15 protein-coding genes and 1 pseudogene are annotated in these 13,600 nt (G+C 64.6%); 8 read left to right on the top strand and 8 right to left on the bottom strand.

Annotated elements, in window-relative coordinates; all coding sequences use genetic code 11:
- Positions 1-57: 57 nt before the first annotated feature.
- Positions 58-960, bottom strand: a complete 903-nt coding sequence (locus ACWEVR_RS30040) for a ParB/RepB/Spo0J family partition protein (RefSeq protein WP_452469695.1) — start codon at positions 958-960, stop codon at positions 58-60.
- Between the two features lie 79 nt (positions 961-1,039).
- Positions 1,040-1,288, bottom strand: a complete 249-nt coding sequence (locus ACWEVR_RS30035; RefSeq protein WP_452469694.1) for a hypothetical protein — start codon at positions 1,286-1,288, stop codon at positions 1,040-1,042.
- A 637-nt stretch (positions 1,289-1,925) separates the two neighbouring features.
- On the opposite strand from ACWEVR_RS30035, the gene ACWEVR_RS30030 reads away from it, so the two are divergent.
- Together ACWEVR_RS30030 and ACWEVR_RS30025 are read left to right on the top strand one after the other, a co-directional pair.
- On the top strand, positions 1,926-2,465 hold the full coding sequence (locus ACWEVR_RS30030) for a TetR/AcrR family transcriptional regulator (RefSeq protein WP_452469693.1): 540 nt from the start codon (positions 1,926-1,928) through the stop codon (positions 2,463-2,465).
- Complete coding sequence (locus tag ACWEVR_RS30025; protein ID WP_452469692.1) at positions 2,462-3,049, top strand: N-acetyltransferase family protein; 588 nt, start codon at positions 2,462-2,464, stop codon at positions 3,047-3,049. The genes ACWEVR_RS30030 and ACWEVR_RS30025 overlap by 4 nt, the downstream gene beginning before the upstream one ends.
- Positions 3,050-3,225: 176 nt before the next feature.
- Here ACWEVR_RS30025 and ACWEVR_RS30020 read toward each other — a convergent pair whose 3' ends face one another.
- Positions 3,226-3,624: a hypothetical protein gene (locus tag ACWEVR_RS30020; RefSeq protein WP_452469691.1), complete on the bottom strand. Its 399-nt coding sequence runs from the start codon at positions 3,622-3,624 to the stop codon at positions 3,226-3,228.
- Between the two features lie 355 nt (positions 3,625-3,979).
- On the opposite strand from ACWEVR_RS30020, the gene ACWEVR_RS30015 reads away from it, so the two are divergent.
- Positions 3,980-4,129 (top strand): hypothetical protein, encoded by a 150-nt coding sequence (locus tag ACWEVR_RS30015; RefSeq protein ID WP_452469690.1) that lies wholly within the window; start codon positions 3,980-3,982, stop codon positions 4,127-4,129.
- Positions 4,130-4,355: 226 nt separating this feature from the next.
- Positions 4,356-4,664 (top strand): hypothetical protein, encoded by a 309-nt coding sequence (locus ACWEVR_RS30010; RefSeq protein ID WP_452469689.1) that lies wholly within the window; start codon positions 4,356-4,358, stop codon positions 4,662-4,664.
- A gap of 143 nt (positions 4,665-4,807) precedes the next feature.
- Here the strand turns inward: ACWEVR_RS30010 and istB are convergent, their stop codons facing one another.
- Positions 4,808-5,605, bottom strand: a complete 798-nt coding sequence (gene istB, locus ACWEVR_RS30005; RefSeq protein ID WP_452469688.1) for an IS21-like element helper ATPase IstB — start codon at positions 5,603-5,605, stop codon at positions 4,808-4,810.
- A pseudogene (gene istA, locus ACWEVR_RS30000) lies at positions 5,602-7,272 on the bottom strand (IS21 family transposase). The gene istB and the pseudogene istA overlap by 4 nt, the downstream one beginning before the upstream one ends.
- Positions 7,273-7,610: 338 nt before the next feature.
- On the opposite strand from istA, the gene ACWEVR_RS29995 reads away from it, so the two are divergent.
- The 4 genes from ACWEVR_RS29995 to ACWEVR_RS29980 all read left to right on the top strand — a co-directional run bounded on the left by ACWEVR_RS29995 (position 7,611) and on the right by ACWEVR_RS29980 (position 9,278).
- Entirely contained in the window at positions 7,611-8,021 is a 411-nt protein-coding gene (locus tag ACWEVR_RS29995; RefSeq protein ID WP_452469687.1) for a nuclear transport factor 2 family protein, read from the top strand.
- 76 nt (positions 8,022-8,097) lie between these two features.
- Positions 8,098-8,379 carry a carboxylesterase family protein gene (locus tag ACWEVR_RS29990; RefSeq protein WP_452469686.1) on the top strand — a complete coding sequence of 94 codons (282 nt, stop codon included), beginning with the start codon at positions 8,098-8,100 and terminating at the stop codon, positions 8,377-8,379.
- A complete protein-coding gene (locus ACWEVR_RS29985) occupies positions 8,262-8,702 on the top strand; it encodes a carboxylesterase family protein (protein ID WP_452469696.1) in 441 nt (146 codons plus the stop codon). The genes ACWEVR_RS29990 and ACWEVR_RS29985 overlap by 118 nt, the downstream gene beginning before the upstream one ends.
- Before the next feature lie 18 nt (positions 8,703-8,720).
- Positions 8,721-9,278 carry a hypothetical protein gene (locus ACWEVR_RS29980; RefSeq protein WP_452469685.1) on the top strand — a complete coding sequence of 186 codons (558 nt, stop codon included), beginning with the start codon at positions 8,721-8,723 and terminating at the stop codon, positions 9,276-9,278.
- 642 nt (positions 9,279-9,920) lie between these two features.
- Here the strand turns inward: ACWEVR_RS29980 and ACWEVR_RS29975 are convergent.
- The 3 genes from ACWEVR_RS29975 to ACWEVR_RS29965 form a co-directional block, all read right to left on the bottom strand.
- Complete coding sequence (locus tag ACWEVR_RS29975; RefSeq protein WP_452469684.1) at positions 9,921-11,420, bottom strand: serine hydrolase domain-containing protein; 1,500 nt, start codon at positions 11,418-11,420, stop codon at positions 9,921-9,923.
- Positions 11,421-11,510: 90 nt separating this feature from the next.
- Positions 11,511-12,155 carry a response regulator transcription factor gene (locus tag ACWEVR_RS29970; protein ID WP_452469683.1) on the bottom strand — a complete coding sequence of 215 codons (645 nt, stop codon included), beginning with the start codon at positions 12,153-12,155 and terminating at the stop codon, positions 11,511-11,513.
- Complete coding sequence (locus ACWEVR_RS29965; protein ID WP_452469682.1) at positions 12,146-12,910, bottom strand: sensor histidine kinase; 765 nt, start codon at positions 12,908-12,910, stop codon at positions 12,146-12,148. Before ACWEVR_RS29965 ends, ACWEVR_RS29970 begins: the two co-directional genes overlap by 10 nt.
- Positions 12,911-13,600: the final 690 nt, after the last annotated feature.

Below are 13,600 nucleotides of genomic sequence, written 5' to 3'. Positions count from 1 at the left end.
TGGTGTTCATTTTCATGCACACGATCCCGCCCGGAACCCACCCAACGATGCCGAGATTCACGACAAAACGCTGCCAGATTTCACGACCAAAGCCAACTCAGGGGAGACCGGTTCGGTGTTGGTATCGACGAGGTCGTCGACAGGGACGTAGGTGTCGTGGTCGACCTCGACGGATGCCACGTGCAGGATCGGGTGCCCGGCTGCGGCGTAGGGCAGGGCGGCGGTGAGCCGGTCGCGGCGGCGCTGACGGTCGGTGGCGATCATCTCGGCGTGGTAGTCGAAGTTCCACCGCACCGACGACAGCTTCTCCACTGCGGCGTGGTCGCCGAGTTGTTCGTATCCGGCGATCACCTCGAGCTGGTCGAGACTGAACTCGCTGGTGTCCAACAGGTTTCGGGCGGTGTTCGATCGGCCGATCTTTCCGGCCTTACGAACCCGTGCGGTGTCGATTTGCAGACCTTCGGCGATGCGGGTGGCGGTGGCGCCGAGGTCGAGCATGTAGGCCACCCCGGCCGCGCGCGCGGAATCGGTCAACTCGATGCGCCGGTCGTTGAGGTTGATCTGATCCAACGCCCGCTCGATCAACCGTTCCGGATCATCGATCGCCCGGTCGGTGGCCTCGACGTAGACCGGAACTCGTGCGAGTCCGAGGGTGCGGGCGATCAGCGCGCGGACCTGGCCGTCGACGACCACGACGTGCCCGTCGGGGCCGCGCTGGGCCAGGATCGGATCACGCACCCCGAACCGTCGAATCGACTCGACCTCTTTCGGGTGGGCGTCGAGATCGATCTGGTCTTCGGGACGCACGTTGTGGCCGATCACCAGATCAGCTGGGTCCATGCTCACGGCCTCGGCGGCCGCGGGCAGCGGCGCGAGCACAGCGATGGGTTGGTCGGTGCCGGGCGTGGAATCCTGTTCCAGGTCAGCCGAGGTATCGGGCTCGATGGTGGTCGTGGACACGGAAACTCCTAGCAGTAGAAGGCAACGGCGCGACCACCAGCCGAAGCCAGTGGCGCGCGCCGTGAAAGGTTAACGGGGGTCAGCGGGTGGTGCGGGAGCGTCGGGCGACGTTGAGCGGGTACAGCCGCAGCGCCCCGGTTTGGTCGGGGCGGTAGGTCCAGTATCGGCCCCGCCAACCCTGGAACTGCTCTCGCCAGGACTCGGTCACCGGGTTGTCGGCGAACGCGGTAACGGGTCCGGCGGTGCCGAGGTGCTCGCGTCCGGCGAACTCGGACCGTGAGATCGACTCCACAGCACTCGTTTCGATCGCGGGCGGGGTTGTGCTCATTCAAGGCTCCTGTTCGGTCGAGGGTGGTGATCGAGTGGTGTGCGCGGCGCGGTGGCCGACGACCACCCGGTTCAGGGTTACGCTGGATGTTTGCTGGTGTCGGGTGGTGTGGAAGGGGCCGCGGGTGATGGCGAGGATCCGGTGAGTGGGTTGCCGCGGTACGCGCCGATGCTGCCGCCGCGGGGGCGTTGCCAGTCGATGAGGAACGGGGGCATGTTGGCTGAACTATCGCGTGTCCATTCGCGGTGCGTCTGATCGTTCATCAGCATGGAGGCCGTAGGAGTGGGCATCGGTGCTATGGGTCAGTTGGTCAAATCGATCCGGTTTCCGGTGTCCCGGGCTGGCTCGTACGGTTCCGATCTGGCGAGGTCTGCGCCTCGACGAGCGGCCCTGGGAAATTACTGCGAATCCGTGGGTCTGACCAGCTCCATCGAACGCGCCGTATTGCCGACAAGCGTGCATCGCCCAGGGCGGACTCGACACGATTCTCGACACGCGATTGCGGGGCTAGTGCTTCGGGCACGCTACTATGTAATGAATACCAGTTCATTACATAGATGGGGGAGGTGTGGCACGCACCGCTGAGCAGAGTGCGGCCATGACCGCGGCGACACGGAGCGCAGTTCAGACCGCGGCCGTGCGCGTCTTCGCCCGGCACGGGTATGCCGCATCGGCCATCCGCGATATCGCGGTGGAGGCCGGTGTCAGTGTCGGCACGATCTACCGTCACTATCCGACCAAAGATGCGCTGTATGCCGACCTGCTCGACCAGGCGGTGACCGGCCTTTTGGCCTTGGCCGAGGACCTGTCCGGCCCGGGCCGCCCGGTTGAGACGATCCGAAAATTCACCGCTCGGTACCTGTCCGGTCTCACTGCCGACGACGGCGCCGCGGAGTTCATGATCGTCGTCAATCAAGGCGTTGCAGCCGGTGTCCCGGCCGCATCGATCGCTCGGCTCCACGACGCCCACCGCTCTACGTGGCGCGCTTTCGAAAACCTGATCCGTCGAGGTCGAGCGGCCGGTGAGTTCGGTCACGGTGATCCAGCACAACTCACGACCTGCTACTTCGCGATGCTCGGCGGCCTCACAACTATTCGGGTCGCCTTGGGAGCCGAGTTCACAGCCCCCGACGTCGACGTCGTACTCAAATTGCTGACAAAAGGACGAACGGGATGATCGATATCGAACACGGCGACAAGCTGGGCGAGAGCTACCGGCGACAGATCACCGAGGTGCTGGTGCGGGGATTCGCTGAGGACTTCGCCTATTTCTCTTCCGACCCAGAGCAATTGACCGCAGCGTTTGAGCACATGCTTTTGCTGGAGCGTTTCGTTGTGGCCCTCGCCGATGGCGAACCTGCCGGCATCGCATCGGTCACCACTGGCGATCAGGAGTGTTTCGCCCCGCGACTGGCGGAGTTCCGCCGCCACCTCGGGCTCCTTCACGGGACCATCAGCTACCCGATCGTGCGCTCGCAATTCCTCGGCGCACCCGAGGATGCACGGGAGGGACTGGCTGAGATCGGCTTCGTCACCACCGTTCCCGCCCTCCAGGGGCGTGGAGTGGGTACCGCGCTGATACAGCACATCATCGCGCTTCCCGGTTACGACGAGTTCATCCTACGTGAGATCAAGGACACCAATACGCCCGCGCTCAGCCTCTACCGCAAATTTGGCTTCACCGAGTACCAGCGACGACCCGTCCGGTTCGCGCGCCGCGCAGGCTTCAGCCACTACCTCTCACTCTACCTGCAGGTCTAGTCCGGCAAGCGGCGAATAATCTGGCCACGGCGAGCTAACCGGCGGTCGCGGCGTATCGGAATATCTACGGGCAGTGCGGCCTACGACGGCTGGTAGTGCACGGCTCATAGCCGGGAAGCGCGCATCTGACGGGATATGCGCTACTGCCGATTCAGGTCAGGTCCCGCCGAGCGCGGTTACTGGCTGGACTGAGCCAACAAGCAGAGGGTGGCCGTCCTCTGTAACTTGATCGGTGGCCATGCTGAATGGCTCTCGCATTGAGTAACATGATCACAATGTCTTGACACTCCGGCAGCGCGCCCCGGCGGCAGGCATCGGATCCACAGCGCCATAAAATCCTGAACTGGCTGGATGAGATCGGAATCGCACTCACCGACATCACCCAGCACCACGTCGACACCTACCTGACCGAGGTCACCAACGGGCTCAACCCTCAGCCGGTTGGCTTGTTCCTGGAAAGGCTCAACCGTCGCCGCTTGGTCACCAGGATCGCGATCGCGCGCCGCAAACACGGCTTCCCGCAACGGTTTCTGGAACAGGAAGACCATCAACATCAACTGCGAGGCTGCCTGCACGACCAGTCACTGCCGCTGGATACTCGTATCGTCGGCGCCCTGGTCAGGCTCTACGCGTTGCCGCTAGTCCGCATCGTCGAACTCACCACCGACCGGCTCTATCGAGATACCGCGCACGCCTACCTGGTGATCGACACCACACCCGTCGTCCTACCACCATCGCTTGCCGAACTCGTAGAAGAGCGAATCCGGCAAGGTGCTTCGCGCTCCATGGTGCGCACCGTCTATCTGTTGCCGGGGCGGCCACCAAGCCGACCTCGAAATGCACGGTCCTTGGCCACTCTCGTGAACGTGTCAGCCCCGGGTCAGCCTTCCACAAGGACTTCCGACGATCTCGGCACGCAACACCGCGATGATGACCAAAATCACAGACCTCAACCCGGCCGTGGTCAGCGATCTGTTCGGCGTCCACCGGACCACCGCGCACACCTGGGCTCGTTTCGCCCAGACGAGCTGGGCCGCGTACCTCGCCGCTGCCGACCCGGGAAGCCCCGGGGAGACTTGAGGATGGAATAGCTGTCCTCGATGGTTGTGCCAGTGAAATCTGACGTCGTTTATCGGTGAATCCGGCCGTCGTTCGGCGTCGGACCTCACCAACCCGATCGGTGAAATCTGACGTCACCACGCGGGTCTTGGGACGATTCGAAGACAGCCTGTGACCGACCGCACTGCGGGTTCGATCAGAATCAGCGCTGCGCCGCTCTAAGCTCCGAGCTAGGGAGGACTCGATCATGGCCAACCGCAACAGGACCGTCACTGCCTCAGAAGTCCAGGACGTTCTCAACTACTTCGGCAAATGCCCGATCTGCAACCACCCGGCCCGTGCTTGGCATATCACCGCCCAGTTCGACGACGGCAGAGTCGAAAGCCAGACCGTCGCCGCGTGCGGCGGGTGGTGTGGGTGGAAGGGACCCGTGAATCCGACCCCGATGACCGGCGACACTGCAGTATTGACGCAGGGCCAAAACATGATTGGGTCGGCCGCTGCCCCGTCGCTGCCCGCTGCTCTTCGTCGCACCGATGTTCACCCGCTGCGGTGAGTGCTCGGATTCTGCCCATCAATCTCATGAACTGTGTGCCAGTTCAGTGCAACCAGGCCGATCACCGACACCAGCCCTGGTCGTCGGCTGACGGTTCAGCGATTTCCTAGCCTTGACCAGGGCGCTATCGGCGAATCTTGACGTCACCCAGCGGCGGCGGATTTGGCTTGCGCGGTGCGGGCGAGCCGGTAGGAATCGGTGCCGGTTTCGATGATGTGCCCGCCGAAAGTCAGGCGGTCGACGATGGCCGCGCAAAGCCTGGGATCGGTGAAGGTTTTCGTCCAGCCGGAGAACGACTCGTTGGAGGCGATCGCGACAGAGTTCTTCTCCTCGCGTTCGGTCAGAACCTGGAACAGCAGTTCCGCGCCTCGGCGGTCGAGTTCCATGTAGCCGAGCTCGTCGATGCAGAGCAGGTCGACGCGACCGTAGCGGGCGATCGTCTTCGTGAGTTGTTTGTCGTCGGCGGCCTCGACGAGCTCGTTGACCAGTTTCGTGGCCAGGGTGTATTTGACCCGGTGGCCTTGCATGGCGGCCTCGGTCCCCAACGCGATCAGTAGGTGGGATTTGCCGGTGCCGGAGTCACCGATCAGGCAGAGCGGCAGGCCCTTCTTGATCCATTCGCCGTTGGCCAGCGTGTGGATCGTCGCGGGGTCGACGTTGGGGTTGGCGTCGAAATCGAACGCGCGCAACGACTTGTCGCGCGGGAAGCCCGCAGCCCGAATGCGGCGCTCGCTTCGCCGTCGGGCCCTGTCATCGCATTCGGCCAACAGCAGCTCGGCAAGGAACGCACGGTAGGTCATCTGCTCGCGCGTGGCGCCCTCGGCGATCTCGTTGAACTGGGCCCGAACGGTGGGGAGTCGTAGCATTCGGCAGGCTTGGTCGACGGCGGCGTCGGCGGCTTGATCGGTCATGCCGTGTCGGCGTGGTGCGGTGATGCTCATGCTGTGGTGCTCCCTTTCGTCGAGGACGGTGTTCGGACGAGCAACTGGTCATAGGCCGCGACCGAGGGCAGCGGCCGCCGATCCGGTGGGAGCGCGGCCAGACGGCGCCGCGTCAATGAGGAGACGGGGCCTGGTTCGTCGAGTTCGACGACGGCAGGTTCAGGAGGTGATGATTCCCCGATCTTGCGGGTTTCCAGCGCGACCGCGTCGGCGGTCAGTGCCCCGGCCTGCAATGCGGCGGCGAGCCCTGCGACGACGTGGTCGTGGGGCAGATGTCGGTGCAGCAAGAGCACTTCGATCAGTGCGCGTGTGCCGTCGCGTTCGCCGTGGGCGTGCCGGGCCGCTGACCACCAAGCTTCGTGGACCGGGGTGAATTTGCCAGCGGCGCGGGCCTGGTCGAGCGCGGTCGCGCCGGGCAGGGCGCCGGGTTTGCGCAGGAGCCCTTCGAGGTAGTGATCCAGGTCCAGGCGTGTCTGTCCTTTGGCGGGCAGCCGTTCGTGGCGGGCGGCGACGGTGCGGCCGTCGAAGACGATCAGGTGGCTGGCATGCAACAACACCCGGACCTGGCGGCCGATCAACCGGACCGGCACCGAATAGTGGTTGGTGCGCACTGTGATCTGTGAGAATTTGTCGACCCGCGGGGTGAATTAACGCCCGGTCTCGGGAGGTTCGTCGGGCAGCGGCTTGAGCAGTGGCTTCTCGGCGGCGAAGAGTTCACCGATGGTGCGGGGTCGGGCGCCGATGCGGCGCTGCTCGTCGGCGATATCCCAGTCATTGACCAGTTCGTTGAGCTCGTCGATCGACTCGACTTCGGGGACCGGCACGAAGTGGTTTCTGCGGAACCACCCGATCTGACCTTCGACGCCGCCCTTCTCGTGGGCGCCCTCGATTCCCGGTCGGCAGTAGAACGCCTCGAAGTCGTAGTGGGACCGGAACGCGGTCCAGCGGTCGGATTCCTCACGCAGCCGGGCGAATCCGATCACGCGGGCGACTGCGGCGCGCAGGTTGTCGTAGCGGATCTTGCCGAACGGCACCCCACCCAACACCTCGAAGGCGTGGACGTGTCCTTCGAAGAACGCTTCCTGACCGGCCGAGAGGAAGCATCGGTGAACGGCCTTGCCCGAAAACGACATCCGCAGTGCGAACAAACAGACCACCACCAGTTCGCCGCGCAGCCGGACCGTCACGTCGCCGAAGTCGACCTCGGCTTCTTCTCCGGGGCGGTGGGTTTGGCGGATGAAGACCTCCGCTGGACCTTTGCCTTCCTCGGCACGGACCTGTGGTTTCCGCTCGGCGATGTAGTCGCGCAGCGTCTGGTAGGCGACATCGTCCATGCCGTGTTCGTCGAGCAGCCGGGCATACAGGCGTTTGATGGTGTGGCGCTGTTTGCGTGGTGCCCGCAGATCCGCGCGCAGGACCTCGTCGATGAAGGGCTTGAACGGATCGAGTTTGGAGCCCCGAGTGGGGTACTTCTTGCGCTCGTTGGGCCATGCCGTGTTGGTCGCGGCTTGGACTGTGCGCCAACCGACCCCGTACTTCGTCTGCAACGCCCGACCCGACATCCCTGCTCGTGCGTCGCGCCGGATCGCGGCGTAGAGCTCGACCTTCGTCTGACGAGGCAACGGCGACTCCCTCCAACGCGTGTGTATGGGGCGAAGCACACGCATCTTTGCATCGCAACCAAGATCACGACGTCAAAATTCGCCGATACGAACATCTTCGGATCAGGGGTGACGTCCTGATCCACCGATCGGTGACGTCACAGATCGCCGATAGAACCACCTCGATCAGCTACGTGAATGAGGTCCGGCATCTTGCTACAGACCACCATGTCCTGCCAATTAACGCAGCATGATGCCGATGTGCGCACGGCGCCAGGGTGTCGACGCACCGAAACGGTCACCGAGTGCCATGGCTGGTTTCCGCCAGCACACGGTAATGTCTCGGCTTCACTATGATCGTCATGACTCCATCGTCAATGACAGCCAAGTCCGTCCTACGAAATATGTACGAGGCCGAGGCGGCGTACCTCGCGAGCGGCGGTCCCGGTTCGGCATCGTTCTCCTTGCTGGCGCCATTCTTCGCACCGGATGTCGTGCTGTACCAGGCCGACAATCTTCCTTATGGCGGAATCTGGCGTGGCCACGACGGTTTGGAGCGATTCTTCCTTGCGATGAGTGAGGTGTGGGATCGCTTCGAGATGGCCGAGCAGACTTTCCTGGCTGATGAGAGTCCGCTCGTTGTTCTCACACACGTGCGGGCCCGCGCCCGCTGCACCGGTCGCGCCCTCGACTTCCCGATCCTGCAGACGATCACCGTCGATGCCGGACGGATCAGCGAGATTCGCCCGTTCTACTGGGATACCGCCGCTGTCGCCGACGTCTGCTCGCGGGTGCAAGAGTTAGACGCACCGTAATGCCGCTGGGCGCTCGGTTCCGAAGTCAGAGAACAGTATCGACAGACTCGCTGTAACCTTCAATCACGGTGTAACTGTGCCAGTTTCAGGGGGAGCGGTGGACATCGAGGTCGAGATCCGAACAATTGCAGGCCTGGTGCGGGGCCGGTGGGAGAACGACCTCGCGGTGTTTCGTGGCATCCCCTACGCGCAGCCGCCGGTCGGCCGCCGACGGTTCCGGGCACCTGCGGAGCTCGAACGCTGGGATGGTGTGCGCGAGGCTTCAGTGTTCGGTCCCGCAGTTCCCCAAGCCGGGCACACCGGTTCTGTCTGGGCGGCTGGGTCGGCGTCGTCCAGGATGGTTCGGATGACTGCCTGACGCTGAACATATTGTCTCCCGCTCTCGGCGGGGTCGAGCTGCCGGTGATGGTATGGATTCATGGCGGGGCCTATCTGAAGGGCCACTCGGCCGACCCCGACGCCGATGGCGCGGTCTTGGCCGCAACTGGTGTGGTGGTGGTGGTGGTCAGCATCAACTACCGCACCGGCTTCGAAGGCTTCGCCCACATCGCCGGCGCGTCCGATAACCGCGGCATCCTCGACCAGGTCGCCGCCCCGCGCTGGGTGCGCCACAACATCCACAATTTCGGTGGTGACCCCGGCAACGTCATCGTATTCGGTCAATCCGCGGGCGCGGGCTGAATAGCGGCGCTCGCCTCGATGCCGTTGGCGGCTGGGCTGTTCCGGCGCGCGATAGCCCAAAGCGTACCGGGCACCTTCTTCGCACCAGAGCTGGCCGCGGCGATCTCGACAACCATCACCGCCGAACTCGGCACGCGGGCCGCCATCGAGGACCTCACTGCTGTTTCGCCTGGCGCACTCGTCGACGCCACACAAGCGATCATCGCGACGATGCCGCAGTTCCTCGACGTATGGGGACTGGTGGCGCTGACACCGACGCCGTTCTCACCGGTTATCGACCCCGACCATCTACCCCAAGCTCCTTGGCAAGCGTTGACCAACGGCGCCGCCCGCGGTGTCGATCTGCTGGTCGGGCAGCACCGAATCGGCCGAAGCGTTGTATCAGATGCATCATTGATGCAGGATGGGTTTCGCCGCTGTTCAGCGTACAAACACCGCCGCCGACCACGCTCGGATACGCTGCTTCACCCAGCGCCTTCGGCGCCCGGCCCTCCTGCGGAACGTTGCATCAAACGCAATTCCGATTGTTTCGAGGGCAAGAACTTGCGGGGGGCTGGCCTACCGGGACCGCCCTGACCTGCTGACCCAGCTGGCGCTGGATACCAAGGCCGGGCCGATAGTGGTGGTCCCGCCCAACTACTGCGATGTCCCGATCGACACGATGCTCGCGGTCGCGGCGGAAAATTGAGTCGTGGAAGTCGTTGCCAAACGCCTGGACTCCGTCTAGCAAGTCGGGAGATCACGGCTGTGGCGCAAGATTCCGCTGCCCGTCGACTGCTACTGCTCCGGCATGGACCCATCACCCGGCACCACTCCGGTCCCAGGGGCATGCACAGCCTGTTCATCAACCCACGCCGGTGAAACCGTGGCCGGGGCGTTGCGTTTCGAGGAACCCGGCCTACCGTCACCGTGCGCCGCCGAAAACATCGAGCACGATCTCTAGGTCGGCCCCGAACTGGCGGACGCCTCGACCATGGCCACCGAATGCGACGGCCGATGGGCCGTCATCGCCTGGGACGTCCCCGGCGACAGTCAGCGGCTGGTCCGCCATGATGGCGGCACCTAACCCACGTACGTGGCGTTCCCCATGAGACCTGCTGGTCCCGGGCCGGTGCGGGCGGTGTACCGGCACGTTTCGAACGTATTTCCCGAACTGCTAAGGCTCGAGTGCTACTCGTCCTCGGTCGGGTCTCGAACCTGTCTGTGCGCGGACAGACGTCATGCGTCGCCGTCATCGACTCCGGTTCGACTCCGCGCGGCGGTGGCAAGTTCGCGGAGGGCGAGGACGCGGGCGGCCACGATCACTACACCGACAGCCGCGGTGGCACTGACTGCGGCAAGGAACGTCGGCCAGACGTGGGACAAGAGGAGGAACGTCACCGTGCGCCCGCCGGTGACCAGCTCGAGGATGCGCGGTAGGAACACGAAGGTCGGCAGTGGCACGAGGTAGGTGGCGAGACCGAGGACCACTCGAGGGTGCGATGCCATGGTCTTGCGCTGCGCCGCCCAATCACGGGCCTTCCTGGCTTTTCGACCCCCGCCGACAACGATCGATACCGCTGCGGCCAGGACGCCCAGTTCGGCGATGAATGCCAGCGGGAGGCGGTAACCCCCGGGGGAAGCGCCTCGCGTCAGCGCTATGAGGTCCTCCATGATCGCCTCGGCGTCGGCTTCGAGCGGCATCCGGCTGTTGGACAGCAACCCGATCCCGTACCCGCTGCCCGGAAGCAGAACCATGTTCGCCGTGGAGGTGAACGATGATCCGCTGTGCGATACCTGGCGTCGGCCCGTGGGGGAGTCGGGGTTGTCCCATCCGAGCGCGTAATGCCCGTCGGGTGCGCTGGGGCGGTGGAGTTCGGCGATCCCGCTCGCGGACAATACGGTGGTCGTCGTTCGTGCCGTGTGCAGGATGAGCCATCGAGCGAGGTCATCGGCGGTGGTGACGATCCCGGCCGATCCGGCGACGAATCGCTCGGGCTCCTGGCGTGGCCAGGTGATTCCCAGGAAACGGTTGTGTCCTTCGCTCAGGCCCGGCACCGGGTCTCGCGAAGTATCGACTGCCACCGTCGAATCCATACGTAGTGGAGTGAATACATGCCGGTCGAGATACTCGGCGAATGGCTGCCCACTCACCACCTCTACCAATCGCGCGGCAAGCCAATAGTTGGGGTTGTGGTACGCGTGCCGATCTCCCGGTGCGGTGTCGAGTCGGGCGTGACGCAGATCGGCAACCGCTTCACGCAGCGAATCCGGCTGGGGTAGTGCAGATTCGGGGTAGGAGCTGTCCGACATGCCCGAACTGTGGTCGAGGAGGTGGCGAATGGTGATTCGGTCGGCCCCGGGATCTGCCAACGAGAATTCCGGCAGATGCCGCACGACGGGGTCGTCGAGTCCGATCGTGCCCGCCTCGGCCAATCGCATCACCGCCAGTGCGGTGAACGACTTCGACAGGGACGCGATGCGCATCGGAGTCGTGCTGGTGATCGGGCCGCCGTGGAAGTCCCGGCCGTACCCGCCGGTATGGACCAGTTCCCCGTTTTTGACGACCGACACGGCGACGCCTGGCAGTCTGGTCGGGCCGAGGTTGGCTTCCACGACGGCGGCGATTGCGGCGGTGCTGGGCCGGTCGGGTGCCGCCGAGGCGGGGTCGGCGAATGCGGTGAGGGCGAGCAGCGCCGTGGCCGCACCTACGACGATGCGCACGATGCGCTCGTTCATGTCGAATCCTTCGCATTATCGGGATACAGAAGAAATGGCGGGGCAACCGCGCGACAGCCTGACCGCACGACAGGATCGGAAAGTGAGGGACTACTCGCTGAGGTAGCGCACGATGGCCAGGACTCGGCGGTTGTAGCCGTCGGCGTGTGCGACGCCCAGCTTGTCGAAGATCGCGTTGGCGTGTTTCTCCACCGAGCTGCGGGACAGATACAGCCGCCCGGCGATCGACTCGTTGGTGTACCCCTGCGCCATGAGACCGAGCACTTCGTGCTCGCGTCCGCTGAGCCTTCCCAGCGATTCGGCATGGCCGGTGCGATTGAGCAACCGCCGGACGACTTCGGGGTCGAACGCGGTACCTCCGGCGGCGACGCGATGCACCGCCTCGAGAAAATCGTCGACGTCTACCACCCGATCCTTCAGCAGATAGCCGATTCCCCTCGTGTCGCCATCGATGAGCTGTGTGGCGTAACGCTTCTCGATATACTGGGACATCACGAGGAGCCCGGTCCGCGGATGCTTCTGCCGCACGGTCAGTCCGGCACGCAGTCCTTCGCTGGTGAACGTGGGCGGCATCCGCACATCCGCGATGACAACGTCGGGCCGATGTTCATCGCAGGCCGCCACCAACTCGACCCCGTCACCGACTGCGGCGACTACGTGATGGCGGGCCTCTTCGAGCAGTCGAGTGAGGCCTTCCCGCAGCAGGGTGCTGTCTTCGGCCACGACTACCCGCATGGGATCTCCACACTCAGCATCGTCGGTCCGCCCGGCGGGCTGTGGATCTCGAAGTGGCCGTCCACTGCGGCCACCCGGCGAGCAAGACCGGACAGACCGCGTCCGTCGGCCCGCGCGCCGCCGACCCCGCTGTCGGTGACCCGGACCGTCAATGTGGCGCCGACCTGGTGAACCGCGACCTCGATTTGCTGGGATCCGCTGTGTTTAAGTGCGTTCGTCACTGCCTCGCACACCGTGAAATAGGCAACTGTCTCCTGCACCGGGCTCGGCCGCCTGTCCAGGCCGTAGTCGAGAACGATCGGCGTAGCGGAACGTTCGACCAGCGACTCCAGCGCGGCGTCCAGACCGCTGTCGTCCAGAATGACCGGGTAGATGCGCCAGGCCACCTCGCGTAGCTCTGTCAATGCGTGACGAGTTTCCTCGTGTGCTTGCACGAACAATTCCGTCGCCACGCCCGGATCCCGCGCCCGGTGAGCTCGCCCGAGCAGCATGCCCAACGCCACCAGCCGCTGCTGCACACCGTCGTGCAAGTCTCGCTCTATGCGGCGGCGCTCATCGTAGACCGCCTCCAGTACCTGCACCCGTGTCCTCGACAACTGGTCGACTCGGTGCCGCAGCACATCCTTGTCGCTCGGTGCCAGCCCCCACATGGCCAGTCGCCGCTCCAGCGCAGTCAGGCCAAGGAGTAGCTGCGCGGTCAAGAAGACGATCAGGATCACGAACACCGTCCAGGTGATCGGGTCGTACCAGCTCATCTCGGCACTGCTTCCGGCCCCGCCGGACAGGGCTCGCGAGCTCAGCGCAGCCCATACAACGACCAGTACGAACACGCAGCAACCGAGCCCACTCACCACGGCGCGCGCCGCCAGGTATGCCACCGTGCGGCTACTCACCGGAGCGGGGCCGACAGCACATCCGAGACACCGACCAACGCGTGCCCGCTCCCATTGTGCGAGCCTGCGGGTACCGCTGATCGACAGTCGGCGGGTCAGCCCCATGACCGCCATCGGTACAGCGAGGACAACCCACACCGCCTCTACTGCTGCGAGCACTGCGCCGAGGAGTAGCCCGGCGACGCCACGTAGATGAGCCCTAGTTACGACCACGGCTACGAATCTAAGGACGGTTCGATCGTCGCGCATCGAAGGTTTCCGTAAGGATCACCCGCCTGCCCCGCACCCGATTGACCGTGGCCCCGGCCGCCGTCGACTTCGTGTTCGACGTGCCGGACCGACCGTTTGCGCCGCCCTGTCACTCGGCTAGCGGTCTTGCAGTCTGCGCGCGGCGTCGTCCATATGTTCGGCGAGTTTCGTATGTGCCGAGGCGGCTGGCCCCGCACCGAAGGCCTCGCGCCGGACCATATGTTCGTTGGCCTGTTCACGCAGGTCGGGGTTGCTGGTCAGGAGGGCAACTCTGGAGCGGACTCGGCCGAACGTATGCAGGGG

The organism is Nocardia sp. NPDC003979 (genome assembly GCF_053605015.1).
This window is presented reverse-complemented; position numbering and strand designations above follow the sequence as displayed.

Excerpts from the sequence above, each read along its gene's own strand:
- ACWEVR_RS30035 (WP_452469694.1), bottom strand. The coding sequence starts at position 1,288 with ATGAGCACAACCCCGCCCGCGATCGAAACGAGTGCTGTGGAGTCGATC.
- ACWEVR_RS30025 (WP_452469692.1), top strand. The coding sequence starts at position 2,462 with ATGATCGATATCGAACACGGCGACAAGCTGGGCGAGAGCTACCGGCGA.
- ACWEVR_RS30015 (WP_452469690.1), top strand. The coding sequence starts at position 3,980 with ATGACCAAAATCACAGACCTCAACCCGGCCGTGGTCAGCGATCTGTTC.
- ACWEVR_RS30010 (WP_452469689.1), top strand. The coding sequence starts at position 4,356 with ATGGCCAACCGCAACAGGACCGTCACTGCCTCAGAAGTCCAGGACGTT.
- istB (WP_452469688.1), bottom strand. The coding sequence starts at position 5,605 with ATGAGCATCACCGCACCACGCCGACACGGCATGACCGATCAAGCCGCC.
- ACWEVR_RS29995 (WP_452469687.1), top strand. The coding sequence starts at position 7,611 with ATGTACGAGGCCGAGGCGGCGTACCTCGCGAGCGGCGGTCCCGGTTCG.
- ACWEVR_RS29980 (WP_452469685.1), top strand. The coding sequence starts at position 8,721 with ATGCCGTTGGCGGCTGGGCTGTTCCGGCGCGCGATAGCCCAAAGCGTA.
- ACWEVR_RS29975 (WP_452469684.1), bottom strand. The coding sequence starts at position 11,420 with ATGAACGAGCGCATCGTGCGCATCGTCGTAGGTGCGGCCACGGCGCTG.
- ACWEVR_RS29970 (WP_452469683.1), bottom strand. The coding sequence starts at position 12,155 with ATGCGGGTAGTCGTGGCCGAAGACAGCACCCTGCTGCGGGAAGGCCTC.
- ACWEVR_RS29965 (WP_452469682.1), bottom strand. The coding sequence starts at position 12,910 with ATGAGCTGGTACGACCCGATCACCTGGACGGTGTTCGTGATCCTGATC.